Raw genomic sequence first — 14,674 nt, forward strand, 5'->3', positions numbered from 1 at the left:
CTCCTCCTAGATGACAGCCGCATTCTCGGAAACTCGGGCCTCTTCCCCGATCGACATGACCCGCAAGAGTTCCACGGTGCCGAGGGAGTGGCGCCGGTCAAACCCTTCCAAGGCGTCATCAAGACCGAAGGCTGCAACATCATCTAGGAAAAGATTTACGATTTCCTTCTTCACCAAGCGGCTTGTCTTGCGATGGGACCCCCTGACCCTCTCGGCCGCTTCCAGGATCTCGTCCAGTACCGGCCCGTCGACAGGCTCGCCCATAGCAACGAAAATCGACCGAATATGCTCCTTCTTCCGTGGGCAAATCTTTCCTGCATCGGTAATCCAGGTTCTGACGGTCTGAGGCTGGACCCTATTCTTTTGATAGGAACGAATCCTACTGATGATCTCCGCGTCGGTCATCCCCCTCTCCTGCGCCCGTTTTATCGGAGCCTTCCACCTCTGAGCAGTCTCGAGATCAGCCTGATGACCGTCATCAACTGAAGCAGATGCCTCCCAGATATAGGACCTGTCTGCTTTAGTCCTCGTGACGACATCCCCTTGCAGAAGGGCCGAGGCCCCCTTCTTCACCGGCTCGCATGAGAGCCCCGCGAGACATGCAGTGATAACGGTGAGCTTTCCCCTGTGCCCCTTGTCGGTGCTCAGCCATACATGAGAGCCGTCGTCGAACAGCACCGGTCGTGCCCGGACACCATCTTCGCCCGCGCTCTCTATGTCGGATTCAAGAAGCTTCTTATCGATTTCGACAACCGTCGCTGCCGGCGAAGTGTCACGGATCTCGCATTCCTTGCCAGAGGGCCTTTTGAGACACTTGCCTTTTGGGCGCAATGGAGGGCTGAAGCCCAGAGCAGACAGGGACTCATCGGTCTTCTTCGCGCAACGTTCAGAGGACGCCTGCCACCGGATGCGCGCATCGTTGTACCAACCCACTTCGAGGTCATGGTCCTCACCCGCGTAAAGCACAAGTGACACATCAGAAGAGATTCCGGAGTGAATCGCTCGGTCCATAGTTCCGCGGTCATACCAACCGCAGAACACGACGCTATCCCCCTTGTCCTTGGATGATCCTTTCTCTGCAATGAACCCGTACACGTTCACTACGTGTAAACGATCAGTCGGCAGCCCTTCATCGGAGACCCTCTTCCTCCAGTACTCGAAAGCCCGCTCCGTCCTGTCTGTATCCACGACAAGCGTGACTGATTGCCCGAACTCCCCTAGGCGACCAGACACGATCTTGAGAATCTCGTCCTCCTTTGGCAGATGACGAGTGGGGTTAAACACCGACGCGAGAATGCGGCAGGCTTCTTGCAGATCACCGCATTCTTCTTCCGTCAGAGACGAAGATTTGAGGATGGCATTGAGAGACCCTTTGATGCTTTCGCTCCGCTCGAAGCAGTAATTCTCGTCAGGGCGCATAGTCAACCTGAGAGCTGAGGCCAGGTAGCGGAACAGATGCTGTTTCGCCACGAGAGCTTCGCTGTTGATCATCTCTGTTCGTCTAAGCACACCCTCAAAGACCGAGGCGACCCGCGAGAGACCACTGTCGCCAGAGGGCACGACGTGAAGCTTGGCTTCCCTAGAGGAACCTTCTAGACGGTTTCTTTGGGTCGCCGAGAGGACGAGCGGGCCTTGCCCTCTGATGGCCTCACAACAACCCCAATCCCAGTCCCAATCAACGATTAGGAAGTTATATTTCTCGAGTGCCTGCAACCCGGAGACTTTATCGAGTGTCCAGCGATCGCAGAATCCGATGACAGGAACATGCTGCCTTTTCACTAGAAAGCGAATGCCAGGAAGCATCTCGGATTCGAACACATCGGAATCAGGGATGTTGATGGACACAAAGTCGAGGATGGTCCCATCGTCGCAATTCGCGAGAGAAAAGGCATCTCCGACCCCGTTCGAGCGGGGTGCCAAAAGGATTGAAGGAGTGACATCGAACGGCCAATCGAAGCCGTTCCTCTCCTTTTCCGGGGAGAGATAGGTCAATGGAAGAGCATCGGAGAGGGGCGTCTCGTGACCATCCGAGACCAAGGACCCATTCAAAATACGGGTCGGCGGTTCATCGAGGTATTGACACGAGCTTGACACGATTCCGACAGCGGGAACGGCACTACCACATCTGTCCAGAAGTGCCCTGGCAAAAGGGGCCACGGCGTCGTACTCTTCAGCCGCTTGCCGAAGTTCCTTGGACCCCTTTTTGAGTCTTGTCAGCTCGCCTGAGGCACTGTGAACAAGCGGAAACTTGTCGCGGCGGAGACCTACCCTGTGATTGATTCCTAACCCGTCGAACCGCACCATTTCTTCGTCGACGTCTACAACATCCACCACACAGCGACCGACTGCGACACGTTCCCCCGACACCGGCTCACGAAGGCCACCACCCCCTTTGAATTCTATAAGGTTCTTAAATGATGCAAGGAAGGCTGTAGCAACCGACTCGCGAACAAAATCGGGACAACTGACGATTACGCCATCGTGGCCGCCCTCAACTGCCCTCCTGAGCAATGACAGGTTCGCATGGGTCAGTGTGGTTATCCCAACTTTGCCGAGACCCTTGAACGTAAGGCCTACGCCATCGAAGTCTCGGGGAAACGATCTAAGAAAACTTGTAACATCTATTGTCTCCCTAGGACAGGACTCTCCAAAACCGTTCATGCTGCAACCATTTCCGACGAGTTGGGATAGACTCTGTCAAGTAGCCCCCTCCGGAATGCGGGATCATTTTGAGACCCTCTAACACAGTCGCCGGGTGCGTCAAAGACGGAAACGCGAAGTCCCCCCATCATCTCTATCCGGCCTTCGCAAAGGGCCCTTATGCGCCCCCAAACCACAACCGGAAGCCCCATGCATCTCGGAGTAGTCAGTAAACTCCAGCAAAGAAAAGCGGCAGAGTAATGCGATATATTATCTTTATTCTCAGCGACCTCGCCGACATCCTCCTTGCCGCCGCCCCTCCCTTGCGTGGCCGGCTCATAGTGGACTAGCCGCTCTTCGGTTTCATCGATGAAGGCCATCCTCTTCTGGGTGGTCAGAGGCTTTTCACTGACCAGGTCTCTGACCTCCCGTTTTTGTTCTGTCATGACCAAATCCCTTTGTTGACGCTTCTAAACCAGCTAGCAGGCGAAAGAGCATTGTTGCGTTATGGGCAGCTTCTGCTCAAATAGTTTTATTGATCACATTTGTGCTCATGCCAGGTATGGCTTCAGCCCACATTTCCTGACGCCTAGAGCGGTCATGGGCATTTGCCCACCCCATCAAACGTGGGCAGCCTGGAATCCGCCGGGCAACGTGAAGAAGCTCTCGGCCTCGGGTAGGCCCCACTTCCCGTCGCCGGCGTCGGGACACCGAACCGCGATCTGGTCCAGGTAATGGCCGCCCACATCCATGTAGCGGAACACGGGCGAACCGTCCGAGGCTTCGCCCACAGCGGTGCACTCCACGGCGGGATCGAACAGGTAGCAATCGACTGCGGCGTGCCACGGGTCGTCGCTTGCGGCCACGATCTTCTCGGCACAAAGACCCACGGCCTCTTTGAGGGCGCCGTAGAAGTCCTCCTCGTCGAAGGGCTCGCCGAGAACGGCCCGCACGGCCTCGAACAGCTCCTTGCTGGGGCTGAGCGACAGGAGCTGGGCCCCGTAGGTCTTGGGGTCGGTGCGGACGACCTGAGCGATGGCCTGGGCCAGAACGTTTTGGTTCATTGTGCCTCCCTGTGTCTTGTTTGCCGTTCCCGGGCGCCCGGCCGCGGGCCGAAGCGCTTTCAGAAATTCTGTAACACGACGCTACCTCAAAACATTGCTTGTTGTCCAATGTTTTCATACACAGCGAGGTTATTGGTGGAATTATATAATTGTCGTATCTATAATGTATCATAAATTTATTTAATCGCACCAGACGCCCGGAAGGCGGCGGCAGGCGCGGCCGTCCCGATACCAGCGGCGCCCCCTCACTCCCCCACCGCGAACCGCGCCGGGTCCACGCCCAGGCGCTCCGCGATGGAGACAAGCTCCTCGGGGCTCGCGCCGTCCACGTCGGCCACGTCCAGCAGTGCCGCGGGAAAGCCGGAGAACATGGCCGTGCCGCAGTAGTCGAGCAGGTACGCGCGCAGGGCGTCTACGTCTACGAGAACACGGTCCGGCTCCATGGCGACTCCCATCCGTCGGGGTTTGGGGGGATTGTAGCCGTCGCGGGGACATGGTGCTGGTGGGTGCCGTCCCCTACGCGCTGCGCGAGGAGTGGCACGACCGGGACGGCAGCGCCCGCCCATGGCGGCTCCCAGCCCGCGCAGTGGCATCACGCTTGACGAATAGGAAAAAAAGGAAAAAATAGGAAAAAAAGGAAAACTGCAGGTGAGGAGGATGAATGACCATAGACACGATTTTCGCCCCCTCGTTTGGCAACCGCCCGTCCCAACTGGTGGGTCGGGAACCCCAGATCGGGACGATGCTCGCCGGTCTCGACTCCGCCCCCGGCAGCAGGGAGCGTTCCATCGTCATGCTCGGCCAACGGGGCAGCGGCAAGACCGTCCTCCTCTGGGAGCTCGCCGAACGGGCCCGCGCCCGCGGCTGGACCGTCGCCAGCCCCACGATCCCCTCTGAGGGGATGCTCGACAGGATCGTCGAGAAACTGCAGGCAGACGCCGGCAGGTACGTCGAGGGTGACGACCACGCCCGCATCTCGGGCGGCAGCATCGGGGCGCTCGGCTTCTCCGTCGGGGTCCAGTTTTCCAAGGATGCTCCGACCGTGGCCAGCCCCGAGCACCGTCTCACCCAGACCGTGCAAAGGCTGAGCGAGCTCGGCAGGGGCTCCCTCATCCTCATCGACGAGCTTCAGGCCAACTCCCCGGAGGTCCGTCAGCTGGTCTCCGTGTACCAGGAACTGGTCGGCCAGGGCCTCGACGTCGCCATCGTGATGGCGGGGCTCCCCGGCGCCGTCTCCGCGACCCTCAACGACCGCGTCCTCACCTTCCTCAACCGCGCCCGGAAGCTCCCCCTCCCCGCCATCCCCATCGGCGACGTGGAGGCGTTCTACGAGGATGCGTTCCGCGAGCTCGGAATCGCGAGCACCGGCCCCATGACGCGCCAGGCGGCAGAGGCGTCACAGGGGTCCGCGTACCTCATGCAGCTCCTGGGGCACAACATAGCCATCCGCCTGCAGCCCGGCGGCGAGCTCACACCGGATATCCTTGAGAGCGCGGCTGCCTCCTCGCAGGCAGACTTTGAGAACGACGTCTGCGAGACGACGCTGCGCGCCCTCTCCGACCGCGACGTCGACTTCCTCACGGCCATGGCCCCGGACGAGGGGTCGAGCCGCATCGGCGACGTCGCCGAGCGCCTCGGGGTCACCCCCGACTACGCCCAGAAGTACCGCAGGAGGCTCCTCGACGCCGGCGTGGTGGAGCAGGCCGGACGCGGCAGGCTCACCTTTGCGGTCCCCTATCTACGCGACCACCTTCTGTCAAACGGGCTGTAAGGAGCGCGAGAGCCTGTCAAAACCCGCCCGCCGTCACGCGAGGTCGATGGCCAGGAGCGAGAAGAGGCGGTCCGCCGCGGCGGCAAAGTTCTCCTCGGCGTGGGCGAGCACCCGCTCCAGGGGCTCCAGCCTCGTGACGCAGGACACCGCGGCGGCAAGGCCGGGGATGTCGCCCGGACGGTAGCCCTCGTCCACCGACCCCGCCACGGCCACGCAGGGCACGCCCGCCCGCCGGGAGGCCGCTGTCACGCCCGAGACCACCTTGCCGTGGGCGGTCTGGGCGTCCAGCCGCCCCTCGCCGGTGACCACGAGGTCGGTGCCGTTGAGGAGCCCCTCGAAGCCCACGAGGTCGAGCACCGTGTCGATGCCCGGCCTGAGGGTGGCCCCCACCGCCAGGCACGCCGCGCCCAGGCCGCCGGCCGCCCCTGCCCCCGGGACGGACGCGACGTCGCGTCCGCAGGCCTTTGAGAGCGCACGGGCGTAGACGGCCATGCCCTCCTCCACGCGCTCGACGACCTCGGGGGTGGCGCCCTTCTGCGGCCCGAAGACCCGGGTGGCGCCCTGTTCGCCCAGGAGCGGGTTGTCCACGTCGCACATCACGGTGAGCCCCGCGGAGGCCAGGCGCCGGTCCAGCCCCGAGAGGTCCACCGCCGCCACGCGCCCGAGGTCGGCGGCGCAGGGGACGACCTCCTCGCCCCGGGCGTCCAGCAGGCGAGCACCCAGCGCCACGAGGAAACCGCTGCCGCCGTCGTTGGTGGCCGACCCGCCGATGGCCAGGGCCACGCCGCGTGCCCTGCGGTCGAGCGCGTGGGCCACGAGCTGACCGGTCCCCAGCGTGGAGGCAGCGAGGACGTCCTCCCGGCCCGCCACGAGGGGCAGCCCTGACGCGGCGGCCATCTCTATGACGGCGCCGCCGTCCGGCAGCATGCCGTAGGCGGCCTGGACAGGGTCGCCCAGGGGGCCGTCCACCCGGGCCGTCACCTTCTCGCCACCCGTGGCCGCCACGACGGCGTCCACGGTCCCCTCCCCGCCGTCGGCCATGGGGACGGCGGCCCACCCGCAGCCGGGGAAGTGCCGCTCGGCGGCCTCGGCGAGCAGCTCCGCGGTGCGGGCCGAGGAGAGCGTGCCCTTGAAGGAGTCGCAGGCAAACAGGAAGCGGGGCATGGGTCCTCCTCGGTTTGGGAGCTGGCGGGATATCAAGCGTAACGGCTACGAGGCCGGGCCGAGCGGGCGGTTATCGGCGGTTGTCGGCGGTTGTCGGCGATTTCATCAAACACGAAATAGGACAAGTGACAGATGGGCCAGGCACCTTTGTCACACGTCTACATCGCGCATCGGCACCTGAACGCGAATGGGGGCGACCTCCTCGGCACCTGAACGCGACTGGGGGCGGATTTCGCCCTCCTGAACGCAGCTGAGGGCGACTTTGGCGGCTGGACCGCGCCGCGAGTCGCCCTCAACCGCATTCAGGTGCCGAGGGGTGCCGAGAGGACCCCGGGTGCCGAGAGGTGCGGCGCACCCGGGGGCCGGCTCCCCTACCGGGCCGCCTCCAGGATGGCCACCACGTCGCTGGCCTCCAGGTGGCAGAAGCCGCCCAGGTTGCCGCCGCGGGCCTCCACGGCCCCCTCGGCCATCTCGCGCATCTGCTCGGGGGTGGGGTCGATGCCCAGCTCGGTGAGGGTCGTGGGCAGGCCGATCTTGTGGCACCAGTCGTCCCAGGCCTCGATGCCGCGGAGACCCGTGGCCACCGGGTCGTCGAAGTCGTTCTCCACGCCAAAGACGTTCACGCCAAACTGGGCGAAGCGCTCGGGCTTGGTGTGCAGCACGTACCTGGCCCAGGCGGACCAGATGGCCGTGAGGCCGGCCCCGTGAGCCACGTCGAACATGGCGCCGATCTCGTGCTCGATGGCGTGGCAGGCGAAGTCGCCCACGTTGCCGGTACCGGTGAGGCCGTTGTGGGAGAGCGAGCCGGCCCACAGCAGGTTGGAGCGGGCGGCGTAGTCGCCGGGGTTGGCCAGGGCCTCGGGCACCGCGGTCCTCACGGTGCGCATGAGCCCCTCGGCCATGGCGTCGATGAGCTCGGTGTGCTCCACGGTGGTGAAGTAGCGCTCCATGGTGTGCATCATGATGTCGGCGCCGGGGGCCGCGGTCTGGAAGGCCGGCAGCGAGTAGGTGAGCTCGGGGTTCATGATGGCAAAGAGCGGGCGGGCGCACTCGTGGTTGTAGGAGCGCTTGAGCATGGGGCCGTCGAGGGTGTCGATGTTGATCACCGTGGAGTTGGAGGTCTCCGAGCCGGTGCCGGCCAGGGTGGAGATGGCGGCCAGGGGGGCGATCCTGTCGGTGGCCACCTTGCCGAGGAAGAGGTCCTCCAGCTCGAAGTCGTTGGTCAGGCCGTAGGCGATGGCCTTGGAGGAGTCGATGGCGCTGCCGCCGCCGATGGCGAGCACGAAGTCCACGCCCTCCTTGCGGGCGAGCTCCACGCCCTCCTTCACGAGGGAGAGGCGCGGGTTGGGCACCACGCCGTCCAGCTCCACGTACTCGACGCCGGCCTCGGCGAGGCCCTTCTCCACGCGGTCGAGCAGGCCCGTGGTGCGTACGTAGTCGCCGCCCCAGTGGATGAGGGCCTTGGTGCCGCCGTACTCCTTGACGAGGCGGCCGGCCTCGCTCTCGGTGTCCTTGCCGAACACGACCTTGGTGGGAACGAGGAACTCGAAATTGACCATGACGCGCAACTCCTATCCATAGGGATCTTTGAACGGTGGGAAAACCCGGTGACAAACAGTGGCCCGGTACCGGGCCGGCGGGATCAGCCGGCGGTGAAGTACATAGAGATGCCCTGGCCGCCGCCGATGCACATGGACACCATGGCGTCGCCCTTCTCCGGGTGGCGGCGCCCGAGCTCATAGGCGCACTTGAGGGCGAGCACGGCGCCGGTGGCCCCGATGGGGTGGCCGAGGGAGATGCCGCCGCCGTAGACGTTCACGCGCTCCGGGTCGAGGCCGAGGTCGCGGCTCACGGCCACGACCTGGCTGGCAAAGGCCTCGTTGAGCTCGAAGAACCCCACCTCGGCCGGGTCGATGTCCAGCTGCTCGGCGAGCTTCTTGGTGGAGAGGAAGGGCGAGTAGCCCATGAGGGCGGCGTCGTAGCCGGCCACGGCCCAGCCGCGGATGGTGGCCATGGGCTCGCAGCCCAGCTCGGCGGCCTTGGCGCGGGTCATGACCACCACGGCCGCGGCGGCGTCGTTCAGGGAGCTGGAGTTGGCCGCGGTCACGGTGCCGGTGCCGTCGAAGACGAAGCACGGCTTGAGCCGGGCCAGGCCCTCGGCAGTGACGCCGTCGCGGGGGTTCTCGTCGGTGTCCACCACGGTGACGGCACCCTTGCGGCCCGGCACGTTGACGGCCACGATCTCGTCGGCGAAGACGCCGTCCGCCACGGCCTTCACGGCGCGCTGCTGGCTGCGGGCGGCAAACTCGTCCTGCTCCTCGCGGGTGACGTTGAACTCCCGGGCCACGTTCTCGGCGGTCACGCCGTTGTGGGACTCGTCCAGGGGCCAGGTGAGGATGTCGATGACGCCGTCCTCGAAGCGCTTGTGACCCATGCGGGCGCCCCAGCGGGCGTCGGTGACGTAGTAGGGCAGCTGCGACAGGTTCTCGGTGCCGCCGGCCACCACGACCTCGCTGGCGCCGCACCGGATCTCCATCACGGCCTCCACGATGGCCTGGAGGCCGCTGCCGCACTGGCGGTTGACCGAGTAGGCGCAGGTCTCGTTAGGCAGGCCCGCCTTGAGGCCCACGGCGCGGGCCACGAAGCCGTTGGGGCCCCAGCCGCCCACCTGGCCCACCACGAGCTCGTCCACCTCGGCCGGGTCGATGCCGGCGCGCTCCACGGCCTCGGCCACCACGGTGGCGCCGAGGTCGATGGCCGAGATGTCCTTGAGGCTGCCGCCGAAGCGGCCGATGGCGGTGCGGGCGCCGGCCACGATGACGATGTCGTCGTCGTGCTTCTCGAAGGTCCTGTTCAAAGCTCTTCCCTCTCTCTTCTCTCTCGGGCTACGGTCACTTGGTGTAGTCGTAGAAGCCGCGGCCGGTCTTGCGGCCCAGGCGGCCGGCGTCGACCATGGTCTGCAGAATGGGCGCGGGGCGGTACTTGGAGTCGCCGAACTGCTCGTAGAGGCCGCGCATGGTGGCGAGCACCACGTCGATGCCGGTGAAGTCCATGAGCTCACAGGGGCCCATGGGGTGGTTGCAGCCGAGCTTCATGCCGCGGTCCACGTCCTCGGGGGCCACGCCCTCCATGACGAGGAAGGCGCCCTCGTTCTGGTAGGGCACGATGAGGCGGTTCACCACGAAGCCCGGCAGCTCCGGGGCGTCGATGGCCTCCTTGCCGATGGCCTCGGCGAAGGCGACGGCACGGTCGTAGGTGTCGTCGGTGGTGGCGATGCCTCGGACAAGCTCCACGAGCCTCATGACCGGCGCCGGATAGAAGAAGTGCATGCCCATGACCGAGCCGGGGCGCGCCGTGGCGGCGGCGATGGCCGACACCGAGAGGCCCGAGGTGTTGGTCAGCAGGACGGCCTCGGGGTCGGCGTGCTCGTCGATGGAGGCGAAGGTGGCCTTCTTGATATCCAGGCGCTCGGGCACGGCCTCCACCACCACGGCGGCGTCGGCGATGTCGGCGAAGTCGCAGCTGTAGGTGAGGCGCCCCATGACGGCGTCCTTCTCGGCCTGGTCCATCTTGCCCTTGGCCACCTTGCCGGAGAGCAGCTTCTCGACGAGGGCCTGGGCGCGCTCCAGGGGCTCCGGGGCGATGTCCACGTTGACCGTCTCGAAGCCCGACTGGGCGCAGAGCTGGGCGATGCCGCCGCCCATGAGACCGGAGCCGATGACCGCGACCTTCTTCTCGTTCATGAGGTGTGCTTCCTTTCCTTAATTAATGTGTCCGCTATGGTTAATCCGATGATTCAATGCTGCCGGGAGGGCCGTCTCTCAGCGCCCCTCCGGGCGCGGGCCCAAGGCGATGCCGGCGGGGCCGTCCACGGTGAAGAGCGCCGGGTCCATGACCTTGAGGTTCGGGCTCACGATGGGCGTGAAGCCCATAAGGTCGAGCACCTGGGTCTGGAGGTCGATGCCCGGGGCGACCTCCACGAGCTCCACACCCTCCGGCACCAGGCGGAACACGGCGCGCTCGGTGACCACGAGCACCTCCTGGCCGGCGCGGCGGGCGGCGGGCCCGTTGAAGGAGAGCTGGCCCACCTGGGGGACCATCTTGCGCACCTCCCCCTCCCGCTCTATCACCAGGCGGCCGTCCTCGAAGCGGTACCGGCCGCCCTTGGCGGTGAAGGTGCCGAGGAACACCACCTTCTTGGCGTTCTGGGTGATGTCGATGAACCCGCCGGCGCCGGCGCAGCGGTCCCCCATCTTGGTGGAGTTGACGTTGCCCTGGCCGTCGAGCTCGCCGAGGCCCATGAACGTGACGTCCACGCCGGCGCCGTCGTAGTAGTCGAACTGCTCGTGGTGGGCCACCATGGCCGTGAGGTTCTGGCCTATGCCAAAGTCCACGCCGCCCAGCTGCACGCCGCCGTAGATGCCGCTCTCGACGGTGATCATGACGTCGTCGGACAGTCCCTCCTCGGCGGCCACGCGGCCCACCATGTCGTTGGGGATGCCCGTGCCCAGGTTCACCACGGCCCCGGGGTAGAGCTCGCAGACGCCGCGGCGGGCGATGAGCTTGCGCTCGTTCATGGGGGCCGGCTCGATGGCCTCCTCGGGCACCCGGGCCTGGCCGCAGAACGACGGGTCGAAGTAGAACGACGAGGTCATGCGGTGGTCGGTCTCGGGGTCGGGGCAGACCACCACGGAGTCGATGAAGACGCCGGGGACGGTGACGTCCTTGGGGTCGAGGGTGCCGGTCTCCACCCGCTCGCGCACCTGGGCCACCACCTTGCCGCCCCAGCGCTTGCAGGCGAGCACCGCCGGCAGCACCTCGAGCTTCATGGCCTCGTCGGTGGTGGTGAGGTTGCCCTGGCCGTCGGCGGCGGTGCCGCGGATGAGGAGCCAGTCGATGGGGAGCGCCCGGTAGAACAGGAACTCCCGGCCGTCGAGCTCCACCACCTCCACGAGGTCCTCGCAGGCCCGGGTGCGCTCGTTCATCTTGCCGCCCTCCACGCGCGGGTCGATGAAGGTGCCCAGGCCCACCTGGCTCACCTTGCCGGGCAGCCCCGAGGCGGCCTCGCGGTAGAGCTGGGCCATCTGACCCTGGGGCAGGCAGTAGGCCTCCACCTTGTTTGAGGCGATGAGCTCCATCCACCTGGGCTGCAGCCCCCAGTGGGCGCCGACGATGCGGCGCACCATGCCCTCGTGGGCCAGGTGCTGGATGCCGCGCTCGCGGTCCGACTGGCCGCAGGAGTGGATGAGGGTGAGGTCCCGGGGGTGCCCGGTCTCGAGGAACCGGCGCTCCAGGGCCTTGAGGTTTGACTCCGAGGCCGACACCAGGGTCATGGCCACGGTGGCCACGGTCTGGCCGTCCCGGATCTGTGCCATGGCCTCGTCGGGGGTGCAGAAGTGGGCGTCGAGGGCGCTAGCCATGGACGGCCGTCCTTTCTTGGGCGATGTGGTCGAGGACGATGGAGGCCGCGCGGGCGCGGTCGGGCTTGGAGGCGGGGGTGAGGGGCAGCTCGTCGGCGAAGACCACGTGCTCGGGTACCTCGAAGCGGGCGACCCGCCCCGAGAGCCAGGAGCGCACCTCCTGCTCGCTGACGCGGGAGCCGGCCTCGCGCACGCAGACCGCCACGGGCACCTCGCCGTAGGCGGCGGAGGGGATGCCGGCCACGAGGGCGGCCGCCACGCCGGGCACGGCGGCCAGGTGCTCCTCCAGGGAGGAGCACCACACCTTCTCCCCGCCCCGGTTGATCATGTCCTTGATGCGGTCCACCACCCAGACGAGGCCGTGGTCGAGACGGGCCACGTCGCCGGTGGCGAACCAGCCGTCGCCCTTGTGGGCGTCGCTTTGGCGCCTCCAGTAGCCCTCGCAGACGTTGGTGCCGCGGAGCCACAGCTCCCCGGCCGCGCCGTCAGCCACCTCGTTGCCGGCGCCGTCCACGATCTTGGCGTCCATGCCGGGCACGGGGAGCCCGGTGGCCATGGGGCAGGGGGAGCTGGGGGTGTCGCCTGGGAAGAGCAGGGCGGGGCTGGCGGTCTCGGTGAGGCCGTAGACCACCCGGAACTGGGCCTGAGGCATCCACCGCCGGAAGGCGTCCATGGTGGCCGCGGTCTCCCGGGCCGACCCCGACAGCACCATGCGCACCGAGGGGAGCTCGGGGAAGGCCCCGCGCTCGTCCAGCATGCGCGAGAAGGCCGCGGGGGCCGCGTGGAGGTAGGTGACGCCCTCCGCGGCCACGCGCCCCAGGGCCCGCTGGGCGTCGAAGCGCCGCTGGAGGCACACCGTGGCCCCCACCGCGACGAAGTGGGCCACCAGGCCCACGAGGCCCGTGACGTAGTAGATGGGCAGGCACACCAGGCAGCGGTCCTCGATGGTGGTGCCGCAGAGCCGGCCGTAGGTGAGGGCCGCGTGTACCACGTTCTCGTTGGACAGCATCACGGCCTTGGCCCGGCTCGTGGTGCCGCTGGTGAACATCATGAGGGCGCAGGAGGCGGCGTCCCCGTGGGGGGCCGAGGCCGGGGCCGGAACGTCGCCGCCGGCCACCTGGGACGCCCAGAGCACGCGGTCGGGCTCCACCGGCAGGGACGGCGCCCAGGCCTCGTACTCGGGCCCCACCACCGCATGGGTGACGTCGGCGGCATAGAGCAGGGTCACGGCCTCGTCGCGGCGGCACTTGGTGGGCACGGCCACGGCGGCCGCCCCCAGGCGGTTCACGGCGTAGAGGGAGGCCACGTAGGGAAGGCCCGCCTCCATGAGCAGGGCCACCCGGTCGCCGGGGCGCACCGAGAGGCGGCGCTCCAGGCGCCCGGCGAGGCGGTCTACCAGGTCGAGGAGGGCCGCGTAGGTGGTGCGGGTGCCGTCGTCGTCCACCACGGCGTCGTGGTGGGGGTAGCGCCGGGCGCTCTGCTCCAAGGTCGCGTAGAGCGTGCGGGGCGCACCGGCCCAGCGACGCTTGCCGTCACAGCCTATGATGAGGTCGTCCGCGAGGGACCCCCAGCAGAGGTCGCCCGAGATCATGCCCACCACTCCCCTCTCTTCCCGCCGCCTTCGCCGCCTTCGAGGCCGTCTGCCGGCCGCGCGCCCCCGGGAGCTCCCGGGCCGCCGCGGGGCCATCTAGTCCAGCTCCTCCCCGGAGCCGTCGAAGGCGTAGGTGCCGGAGCAGCCGATCATGCGCATGTAGTCGCGGATGAAGCCGATGGCGGCCTCCTCGCCCACCATCTGGATGTCCATGTAGTCGATGCCGGGCTCGGCGTTGAGGCGCTCGTGCATGGCGCCGCGCTGGAACTTGAAGAGGTCGGTGCAGACGTTGATCTTGTTGATGCCCAGCTCCACGCAGCGGCGGATGTTCTCCTCTCCGGCGCCGGAGCCGCCGTGGAGGACGAGGGGCATCTTGAGGGCGGCCTTGAGCTCGGCCAGGCGGTCGAAGTCGAGGCTGGGCACGAAGTCGTCGGGGTAGGAGCCGTGGGCGGTGCCGATGGCCACGGCCAGGCAGTCGCAGTGGGTGCGCTCCACGAACTCCACCGCCTGCTCCACGTTGGTGTACATGTCGGCCGAGCGTCCGTCGCCGGCGGCCGCGACGCCCACGTGGCCGAGCTCGGCCTCGCAGGAGGCGCCGTGGGCGTGGGCGATGGAGGCCACGAGCTGGGCGCGGCGCACGTTCTCCTCGAAGGGGAAGCTCGAGGAGTCGATCATGACGCTGGAGAAGCCCGCCTGGATGCAGCGGACGATGTCGGCGTACTCGCCGCCGTGGTCGAGGTTGAGGGCCACGGGCACCGCCAGGGGCTCGGCGATGGCGCGGATCATGGGCACCATGACCTCGGGGGTGGCGTGGGCCTTCATCTGGCGCGGGGAGATGTCGATGATCACCGGGGCGTGCTCGGCAGCCGCGGCGTGGCAGATGGCCCGGGCCTGCTCCATGTCGGTGCAGTTGATGGCCATGACGGCGTAGGAGTTCTCGCTGGCGTGCCAGAGCATTTCCTTCATGGAGGTGTACATGGTGGGGCTTCTCCCTTTGCTCACGGTGGGGCGCTGATACGGAAAA

At 66.7% G+C, this 14,674-nt stretch carries 11 protein-coding genes; 1 reads left to right on the forward strand and 10 read right to left on the reverse strand.

The features are described from left to right. Positions 1-6: 6 nt before the first annotated feature. From OR600_RS06245 to OR600_RS06255, 3 genes are all read right to left on the reverse strand, one after another. A complete protein-coding gene (locus tag OR600_RS06245; RefSeq protein ID WP_265590842.1) occupies positions 7-2,661 on the reverse strand; it encodes a DISARM anti-phage system protein DrmE domain-containing protein in 2,655 nt (884 codons plus the stop codon). 599 nt (positions 2,662-3,260) lie between these two features. Beyond that, positions 3,261-3,704, reverse strand: coding sequence for a hypothetical protein (locus OR600_RS06250; protein ID WP_265590843.1), 444 nt, complete (start codon positions 3,702-3,704; stop codon positions 3,261-3,263). Positions 3,705-3,949: 245 nt separating this feature from the next. Beyond that, positions 3,950-4,147: a hypothetical protein gene (locus OR600_RS06255; RefSeq protein WP_204407323.1), complete on the reverse strand. Its 198-nt coding sequence runs from the start codon at positions 4,145-4,147 to the stop codon at positions 3,950-3,952. Between the two features lie 218 nt (positions 4,148-4,365). Between OR600_RS06255 and OR600_RS06260 the strand changes: the two genes are divergently transcribed. Then, on the forward strand, positions 4,366-5,475 hold the full coding sequence (locus tag OR600_RS06260; protein WP_265590844.1) for a DUF8462 domain-containing protein: 1,110 nt from the start codon (positions 4,366-4,368) through the stop codon (positions 5,473-5,475). Between the two features lie 33 nt (positions 5,476-5,508). Here the strand turns inward: OR600_RS06260 and OR600_RS06265 are convergent, their stop codons facing one another. The 7 genes from OR600_RS06265 to OR600_RS06295 form a co-directional block, all read right to left on the reverse strand. Continuing rightward, on the reverse strand, positions 5,509-6,639 hold the full coding sequence (locus OR600_RS06265; RefSeq protein WP_265590845.1) for a glycerate kinase family protein: 1,131 nt from the start codon (positions 6,637-6,639) through the stop codon (positions 5,509-5,511). 371 nt (positions 6,640-7,010) lie between these two features. After that, positions 7,011-8,198 (reverse strand): iron-containing alcohol dehydrogenase, encoded by a 1,188-nt coding sequence (locus tag OR600_RS06270; RefSeq protein ID WP_135977159.1) that lies wholly within the window; start codon positions 8,196-8,198, stop codon positions 7,011-7,013. Positions 8,199-8,281: 83 nt separating this feature from the next. Continuing rightward, positions 8,282-9,496 (reverse strand): thiolase family protein, encoded by a 1,215-nt coding sequence (locus OR600_RS06275; RefSeq protein ID WP_265590846.1) that lies wholly within the window; start codon positions 9,494-9,496, stop codon positions 8,282-8,284. Between the two features lie 34 nt (positions 9,497-9,530). Continuing rightward, positions 9,531-10,382, reverse strand: coding sequence for a 3-hydroxyacyl-CoA dehydrogenase family protein (locus OR600_RS06280; RefSeq protein ID WP_135977157.1), 852 nt, complete (start codon positions 10,380-10,382; stop codon positions 9,531-9,533). Between the two features lie 78 nt (positions 10,383-10,460). Continuing rightward, positions 10,461-12,059, reverse strand: a complete 1,599-nt coding sequence (locus OR600_RS06285; protein ID WP_204407263.1) for an acyl CoA:acetate/3-ketoacid CoA transferase — start codon at positions 12,057-12,059, stop codon at positions 10,461-10,463. Then, entirely contained in the window at positions 12,052-13,650 is a 1,599-nt protein-coding gene (locus OR600_RS06290; RefSeq protein ID WP_168353962.1) for a class I adenylate-forming enzyme family protein, read from the reverse strand. The genes OR600_RS06285 and OR600_RS06290 overlap by 8 nt, the downstream gene beginning before the upstream one ends. Positions 13,651-13,746: 96 nt before the next feature. Beyond that, positions 13,747-14,628 (reverse strand): class II fructose-bisphosphate aldolase, encoded by an 882-nt coding sequence (locus OR600_RS06295; protein ID WP_265590847.1) that lies wholly within the window; start codon positions 14,626-14,628, stop codon positions 13,747-13,749. Between the last annotated feature and the right edge of the window lie 46 nt (positions 14,629-14,674).

This window comes from Granulimonas faecalis (assembly GCF_022834715.1).
Taxonomy (GTDB): domain Bacteria; phylum Actinomycetota; class Coriobacteriia; order Coriobacteriales; family Atopobiaceae; genus Granulimonas; species Granulimonas faecalis.

What these genes read in the sequence shown, in the direction of transcription:
- OR600_RS06245 (WP_265590842.1), bottom strand. Translation starts at nt 2,661, where the DNA reads ATGAACGGTTTTGGAGAGTCCTGTCCTAGGGAGACAATAGATGTTACA.
- OR600_RS06250 (WP_265590843.1), bottom strand. Translation starts at nt 3,704, where the DNA reads ATGAACCAAAACGTTCTGGCCCAGGCCATCGCTCAGGTCGTCCGCACC.
- OR600_RS06255 (WP_204407323.1), bottom strand. Translation starts at nt 4,147, where the DNA reads ATGGAGCCGGACCGTGTTCTCGTAGACGTAGACGCCCTGCGCGCGTAC.
- OR600_RS06260 (WP_265590844.1), top strand. Translation starts at nt 4,366, where the DNA reads ATGACCATAGACACGATTTTCGCCCCCTCGTTTGGCAACCGCCCGTCC.
- OR600_RS06265 (WP_265590845.1), bottom strand. Translation starts at nt 6,639, where the DNA reads ATGCCCCGCTTCCTGTTTGCCTGCGACTCCTTCAAGGGCACGCTCTCC.
- OR600_RS06270 (WP_135977159.1), bottom strand. Translation starts at nt 8,198, where the DNA reads ATGGTCAATTTCGAGTTCCTCGTTCCCACCAAGGTCGTGTTCGGCAAG.
- OR600_RS06280 (WP_135977157.1), bottom strand. Translation starts at nt 10,382, where the DNA reads ATGAACGAGAAGAAGGTCGCGGTCATCGGCTCCGGTCTCATGGGCGGC.
- OR600_RS06285 (WP_204407263.1), bottom strand. Translation starts at nt 12,059, where the DNA reads ATGGCTAGCGCCCTCGACGCCCACTTCTGCACCCCCGACGAGGCCATG.
- OR600_RS06290 (WP_168353962.1), bottom strand. Translation starts at nt 13,650, where the DNA reads ATGATCTCGGGCGACCTCTGCTGGGGGTCCCTCGCGGACGACCTCATC.
- OR600_RS06295 (WP_265590847.1), bottom strand. Translation starts at nt 14,628, where the DNA reads ATGTACACCTCCATGAAGGAAATGCTCTGGCACGCCAGCGAGAACTCC.